The sequence below is a fragment of the Pedobacter sp. 10L46_2 genome, from assembly GCF_056395165.1.
In genome coordinates this window covers 1-6,772 of record NZ_JBFTIZ010000358.1, presented here as the reverse complement: position 1 = coordinate 6,772, position 6,772 = coordinate 1, and the positions used below count along the sequence as shown (strand labels likewise).

The window sequence follows — 6,772 nt, the reverse complement described above, 5'->3', positions numbered from 1 at the left end:
GTTCAAGGATATGAAGGATCAATGGGGAGAAAATAATTTCTGGGCTTCCGAACTGGCCTATGATGCAAAGCAGCATAGAATTTATGCCTATTATACTGCGCATAACAGGAAAGTCAAAGGAAACCCGGGCTTGCAGTGTGGTGTAGCCTGGATAGATGCCAATAAAATCGAAACGGGCAAATTCACAGACAATGGTCCTGTAATCATAGAAGATGATTGTGGAGCAATTGACGCTTTCGAATTTCAGGACAAGGGAAAAATTTATGCCTTCTGGAAAAATGACGGAAATGGTTGTGGGAAGGAAAGCTGGATTTGGGTGCAGGAAATCAATGAAAGCCGTACCAAATTGCTGGGTGAGAAAAGAAAAGTATACACAAACAGCCAACCTTGGGAGACCTCTCTGGTAGAAGGTGCTTGTTTTTTCAGAATGGGTGAGTACATCTATAGTTTATATGCGGTAGGAGGGTGTTGTGATGCTAAGTGTAATTATAAGACGGGAATTGCCCGGACAAAAGATCTAGCAGGAGGAAAATGGGAGAAGTATGATAAAAACCCTGTAATGGTTAGCAATGAACGATGGAACTGCCCTGGTCACGGCACTGTGGTTGAATCTGCAGACCACCGATTTTTTATGCTTTATCATGCGTTCAATAAAAACTATGATGTATTTGTAGGCAGAGAAGGTATACTTGAAGAATTAAAAACGGGGCCGGATGGCTGGCCGGTTCTTCATAATGCGACCATTCCAAATCGACCAAAAGCAGAACTGGATTTTTATGACGATTTTAAAAAGGACAATAAACTGAACCTAGCCTGGCAATGGCCATCGAAATTGCCAAAGCCGGATGTGAACTTCAATAAGGGGCTTCATCTGGTATCTACGAACCAGAATCATGAGTTGGGAACATTTTTAGGGCAATATATTAAAACCGTGAATTTCAGCATTAGCACGAAAGTGACGCTTACGGAGGCACAAAGTGGGGTCTGTTTCGCAGGAGCCATTTTCAAAAGTAAGTGGCCAGGTGAGTTAGGAGGAATTGGAATAACAGCTGCTGAAGATGGTATAACAGTATATAATAATCTTGAGGGAAAATACCTTGTACTCAAACAAGTCAAAGAGCAATCTCATGGATTAATTGAATTGAAAATGCAGATCAGCGGAGGTGGAAAACTAATAGATTTCTTTTATAAAAAGCCTCAGTTGGAATGGGTGAAATTCCACACTGCAACATTTGATGCGCCAAAATATGCACCATGGGGAATGGGGTATAGGGCTGGTATTGTAGCTAAAGGTTCAGGTCAGAAAGCGTTTTTCAATTCTTTCGAATTGAAAAATAATTAAAGGGTAATGCCATTTATGGGCCCTTTAACTCTACAACGATCTTTTGTCCTTTGTTTTTAAGGAGTTCGACAGGAAACTTAAATTCCACTCTTTTCAGATTCTCTACTTTCATATCATAGTCTAATGGGGGAGGATTTTCGGAAACCACCATGATCAAGACGCCCTCAGGTTGCTTGATCATAACTTTTAGGTTTTTTCCTTTTTGCTTTAGCAGAACTCCACCTTCTATGATTTCGGCATCTGCCTGGGTCATCATCGCCCAGGTTACGCTTTTTGTCTGTTCAGAAAGCTCCAGTATATCAGTGATTTCAAGGCTTTGGTCTCCCGTCCGTTTAAAATCTCTTTTAGCGCTTTTTAGCTGTCCCTTAAATACCGCAGAAAGGTCAAAACCTGCCTGAGGACGGTTACCTTTTTCTTTATAGTAGCTTAATGGTGCAAAACCCTTGGCCAAGTGCAGTTCATCATTGACCGTCAGCGTACTGTGCCCGAAATTGTTCTTGCTCAGCAGGGTCCAGCGCTTGCTTTGCTGGTTGCTGTCCCATAAGCCATTAACACCTATAGCTTGCTCCAGCTCAAAGTAATTCTGCATCCCCAGATCTACAGACCACCTGACGCCATATAGGTCAAATACAAAAGAACCAGCATCCATGTTGCCATGGTTTAAATTTGCTGCACCGCCTTTGGCCCCAAGAAAATACCCATTGGGATCAGTTTTTCCACCACCAAATACAACAATTGGGTTGATTCCATCACCTTTGTAATTTGCAGGTAATTGATTCACCATAGATTTTTTATGTTTTGCCAGCCAGGCCAGAACCATCCCATTAAATTTGGAACTGTTATAACCGCTGGTATCTGACCTTGCTAGGGCTCCTAGAAATTTTTCCTTATTAAAATAGACATCATTGTTTGTCCTATTTGCAAACCACAACAGCAATTCCTGGTTTTCCAGACCATCATCTCCACTGCTGCCAGAATCAAAATAATTGAAATAAAGCCCACTTGAACCCACCAGTTTCTTCACAAAAAGCGCACTATTGACAAATCCGGATGTGTTGGAAATACCAAAATCCGTTCCAAAAGCGCTTTCAAGTACATTGATAGTGATTAATGTATAACTGGTTCCATAGGACCAGTAAGATGCCCCTTCAGGATAGGCCCCGTCTGGCCCGTATGCCCTCAGTGCTCTTGGAATGTTCTGGATCATTCGGGAAATCAATTGTGCGGCTAAAGCAGGATCCTGATCTGCAATCATTACAGCCGCCGAAGTAATACCGCCATGACATACCTGGTTCCAATTGTTGTCCACTTTTACCCATCCGTTGAATTTTTCATTCAAACTGGGCTCTATGGCTTTGCTGATCAGGGCATCCTTTACCAGTCGTATAGTAGATTCCGGTAGGTCGCCCAGAGTCCAATCCAGCCCAATAGAAACCCCATAGGCCATTTCTCCAACATCCAGAAAATGGCTAGGGTTCCAATCTGAAAAATTGCAAACATTTAGCAATTCGGTATTTACCCGATCCAAGAACCGCTTTTCTTTTGATATGGCATAAACTGCAGCGAGTGTGCCGATTCGTGCAATTGCTTGCCTGGATACTCCAAGCAATCTCCTCCCTTCCAGCTTTCTTTCCAGAACTGCGACATCCAGCAGAGCAACTGCATTTTTATAAAGATATCCATAATAAGCTTTTGCAGTTTCATCCTTTTTTACGACCTTTTTGATCTGCGCTAAACTTTCAGCAGTCAGGATCAGTTTCGGACCGTTATTTCGGAGGTTTTGTTTTACCCATGTTACTGTTACGTCCCTGGTTTCGCTAACAGGTTTTTGAGCGACACTTGCCAATGAAATGCTCAGGGTTAGAAGAAGAAGTGCGAGGATCGATTTCATGTTCCAAATTACATTTTTCTGTTGACAATCGCACTCAATTACCGGAAGTTGGTATTCTCAAGGTCAATATAATCTAAATCCCCAATGACCCTTTTATAAATAAAGCTGACCTTCCATCACAATCGCAGAGGAGCCGCTAACCCATATGCCATCATTAGCTACATTTACGCTGATTGTAGATGGATGTTCTATATATTTTCCTTGCAGGATCTTATAGTCCCTGTTTTTTTTAATGTATCCAAGCGTTTCAAGATAGCCGGCCAGTGGTCCTGCAGCTGTTCCTGTGGCGGGATCTTCGTCGATTCCAATGCCTGGATTAAAAAACCTTGTCTCTGCGAGATAATTGTTTTCAATACCATTTACAGTAAATAAATAACAACCTTCAAAATCAAATTTTTCAGATAAGCCTTTCAATATGGGTTTATTGGAAACAGCATTTTTAAGTGTTCCCAGATCTTTTACAGGAACCATTAAATGAGGAACTTCTGTTTGTACAATATTGATGTCCCAACCATTCAAATCAAAGTCGGTAGTCTTTAAACCCAGGGCCTCGGTTAAGAGGTTGACTGGTACTTTGTTGATTATTTTAGAAGGGCGCTGTTTCATTGCAACATAAGGTAGTCCTGATTCCTCAGTGACTTTTAAAGGAATAGGGGTATCCTTTATCAATACCCAGGGTCTCCCTTGTTGTTGTGTCCGGCGCCTGCTACCTCAAATTTTGCCGGGGTGAAAGACCGTACTTTGAAAACGCCTTCTTTCTCTGAATAGCTAACAAAAGAAGTTTCAGAATAGCCGAATTCCCTGGATATATCGTGGTACTGACTAAGGTTAAGCTCATCTTCTATATAAACAACTGACAGTTGGTTTCCCTTAAACCGCTGATCTGTAAAAACGTCCAGTACATAATAATCCAGTTTTTTCATATTTTTCATTGTTGATGATTAATAGCTCAAAACTAGAAATTACAGATCTTTTTTTGCTATCGGTTAACAATGGGTAACCGGTAACCTTGAGGTAACTAACAGGATTTCAGAATACGTCCAGATGCCATTTGCTATCTACGAATACTGAACTTCTTCAGGTGTATCGGGCAATCGGTTTCAACTCTTTAGCTATCGCCTCAATAAGTTTAGGATTTATATCCGTTTCATCCATTACATTCCATTGTCCGTTTTTTTCGACCATAACTAAAGAATCGTTTTCCGGAAAAATGATACGGAGTCCTTGCTCCCCGTTATAATCTTCAGGTGCTGTCCTGAGTCTAACGGGCGTGTGATCTGTGGGGTTGACTATAGTAAATTTCATGAGCCTCCTTTTAAATTAACTGTTTTAATGGTTTTCAGGATTTAAGTAATCCTAAATAGCAACAAAATAAAAAACAAGAAGTTTGCAGATAGCAAGTTTTTTTTTGTTATCCTGAATTCTTATTTGAATACAGGAATAGCAGTCTGTACTTTTTTCGATTGCGAGTTTGCCTGTGTTTTCTGATTGCATTTACCCAGGAGCGAATAAATTACAATAAATATGATTATGGTAGACAAACAGCCCCCACCTAACTTTTTAGCTCCCCAGCCAGCTATAATTGCTCTGAAAAATTTATTCATGTTTATATTTTAAGAGGTAAACAGTTTAAAAATTCAAATGGTTTTGATTTAATGGCCTAATTTTGAAATATAAATTGCTATTTACCGTAAGCCGAAGCCGGGGGAATATGCTCTGCATCAGAGAATGCCCTCAGGTAAGCGGTTTTATACTCGGCCATCCCCACAACTTTATTCAGGGCACTTAAACTATGATATAGCCCAATTAATGACCAGCCATTTCCAGGGTTTAGTTCCAGATCCATTTTGTAAACCTGTGCTGCATTGGCGGGATTCCCTTGCTTTAAAAGATAGGCTCCTAAAAATTGTCTTACAGGAATCGGCCAGTCCATTGGCTCAGCATAGATCATTTCGTCTTCTATTTTTATGGCCTCTTGGAGGGTGTTAATGCCAGCTGTATTCTTTCTCTGATCTAATAGAATCACAGCATTTAAAATATTCTCTGCAATCTGTGCGCCTTGCAGTGCTGTATTAAAGGGGATACGCCTCTTTTTTAAAACAGGATCAGTTATTTTACTGCGCAACTGAATAAGTTGCACTTTTGCCAAATCCGGTTTACCTGTATACACATATGCCAACCCTTTGGCAAAATTATCCAATATTCCGGCATATGTCCAACGGGCATCCGGCTGAACTGTATCCTTTAATATCTCATCCCACTTACCAAGTCTTACCAAGATAAACTTTGGCATCATGTACAAATATTGGGCATAGGTATCCTCATAAGTTGGCATAACACTTTTTCTGCACCTTATGGCATCCTGCATTCCTTTGGTGTACATTCCACCTGTTAACCCGCAAAAAGCCTGTACCGCAAAATAATGCGAGGAATGCTTGCTAAGGGAAAGATGCCTGGCCAGCGAATCATAACGCACAAGGCTTACATCTGCACTGTCATTGGCTTCTACACCTAATGCATACAAACCGTTTCTTTGATACACGTGGCTAGACATGTGAACCATGTGAGCCACGCCAGGAAAAAGATCTTTAAGCAGCCTTGCATTGTCCAAGGCACGATCAGGCTTACGAGAAGCTTCCGTTAAATGTATATAATAGTGTAAAGCAGCAGGATGTTGGGGATTTTCCTGTAATACGCTCTCGCATAAGCCCACTAATTCAGGCGTCCATTCTTTCGCAGATCCGTCGTTATTCCAGAAATCCCAGGGATGGCTCAACATAACCGCATCTATAAATAGCGTCTTGATGTCTGCATCCTGAGGATATATGGAAATAAGCGATTTCATACCTTGTGCATAGGCCATGTTCAGCTTCGTTTTTAGAGTATCGGCATCCGACAATGGATACCTGAGATTCATTACTTTCAGCAGATCGCGCTCTTTTGCTGATGCCTTATCTGCAGATTGGTTCATCAGCTTTAAAACTTCTGATATGTTTTTAGGAATGGTATAATTGTGGGCAGAATTATAGTAAGGACCCATTGCTAATGCTTGTCCCCAATAGGCCATAGCACTGTTAGGATCAAATCTGGCAGCTTCTTTAAAGGAAGCGAGGGCCTCCTTCATATGGTAACTATAATACATGGTTAATCCCTGATCAAAATAAACCTGAGCGCTGTCGCTAACCGTCGATATTTTATAAGAATAGTGCCCCCAGCCCGGCAGGTACATCATAAATTTGCCATTATCGACAGTATCAATATTTTCTGTGAAAGACAAAGAACCACATGTTGCTACAATTGCCTTACTATAATCCAATAGGTACAATGGCTTTTGGATATCTTTATCACCACTAGAAAAAAAGAGACAGCATATAAAAAGCAGCAATATTGTTTTCATAAGGATTCTTACAATTAATTAAAGCTCAATTAAATATACCATTTTTAGGGGGTCTTTTATATATATATTTTATAGCTTTAAGCATTTAAAATCATGAAAAGAATTTCCGGTAATGAGCGAAGACCAATTTAGACGATAAGGA

7 protein-coding genes are annotated in these 6,772 nt (G+C 40.6%); 1 reads left to right on the top strand and 6 read right to left on the bottom strand.

Annotation, left to right across the window (positions count from 1 at the left end; all coding sequences use genetic code 11):
- The coding region (locus tag AC1DDX_RS24815; protein ID WP_477622778.1) for a family 43 glycosylhydrolase at positions 1–1,342 on the top strand (1,342 nt) is incomplete at its 5' end.
- A 13-nt stretch (positions 1,343–1,355) separates the two neighbouring features.
- Here AC1DDX_RS24815 and AC1DDX_RS24810 read toward each other — a convergent pair.
- From AC1DDX_RS24810 to AC1DDX_RS24785, 6 genes are all read right to left on the bottom strand, one after another.
- On the bottom strand, positions 1,356–3,233 hold the full coding sequence (locus tag AC1DDX_RS24810; protein WP_337716160.1) for a heparinase II/III domain-containing protein: 1,878 nt from the start codon (positions 3,231–3,233) through the stop codon (positions 1,356–1,358).
- Between the two features lie 93 nt (positions 3,234–3,326).
- Positions 3,327–3,902 carry a PhzF family phenazine biosynthesis protein gene (locus tag AC1DDX_RS24805; RefSeq protein ID WP_477622777.1) on the bottom strand — a complete coding sequence of 192 codons (576 nt, stop codon included), beginning with the start codon at positions 3,900–3,902 and terminating at the stop codon, positions 3,327–3,329.
- Positions 3,899–4,165, bottom strand: coding sequence for a PhzF family phenazine biosynthesis protein (locus tag AC1DDX_RS24800; protein ID WP_477622776.1), 267 nt, complete (start codon positions 4,163–4,165; stop codon positions 3,899–3,901). Before AC1DDX_RS24800 ends, AC1DDX_RS24805 begins: the two co-directional genes overlap by 4 nt.
- Before the next feature lie 145 nt (positions 4,166–4,310).
- The gene (locus AC1DDX_RS24795) at positions 4,311–4,538 is read right to left on the bottom strand and encodes a hypothetical protein (RefSeq protein WP_172662837.1); all 228 of its coding nucleotides are present in this window, start codon (positions 4,536–4,538) and stop codon (positions 4,311–4,313) included.
- A 119-nt stretch (positions 4,539–4,657) separates the two neighbouring features.
- Positions 4,658–4,837: a hypothetical protein gene (locus AC1DDX_RS24790; protein ID WP_172662838.1), complete on the bottom strand. Its 180-nt coding sequence runs from the start codon at positions 4,835–4,837 to the stop codon at positions 4,658–4,660.
- A gap of 77 nt (positions 4,838–4,914) precedes the next feature.
- Positions 4,915–6,630 (bottom strand): tetratricopeptide repeat protein, encoded by a 1,716-nt coding sequence (locus tag AC1DDX_RS24785; RefSeq protein WP_337716163.1) that lies wholly within the window; start codon positions 6,628–6,630, stop codon positions 4,915–4,917.
- Positions 6,631–6,772 lie beyond the last annotated feature (142 nt).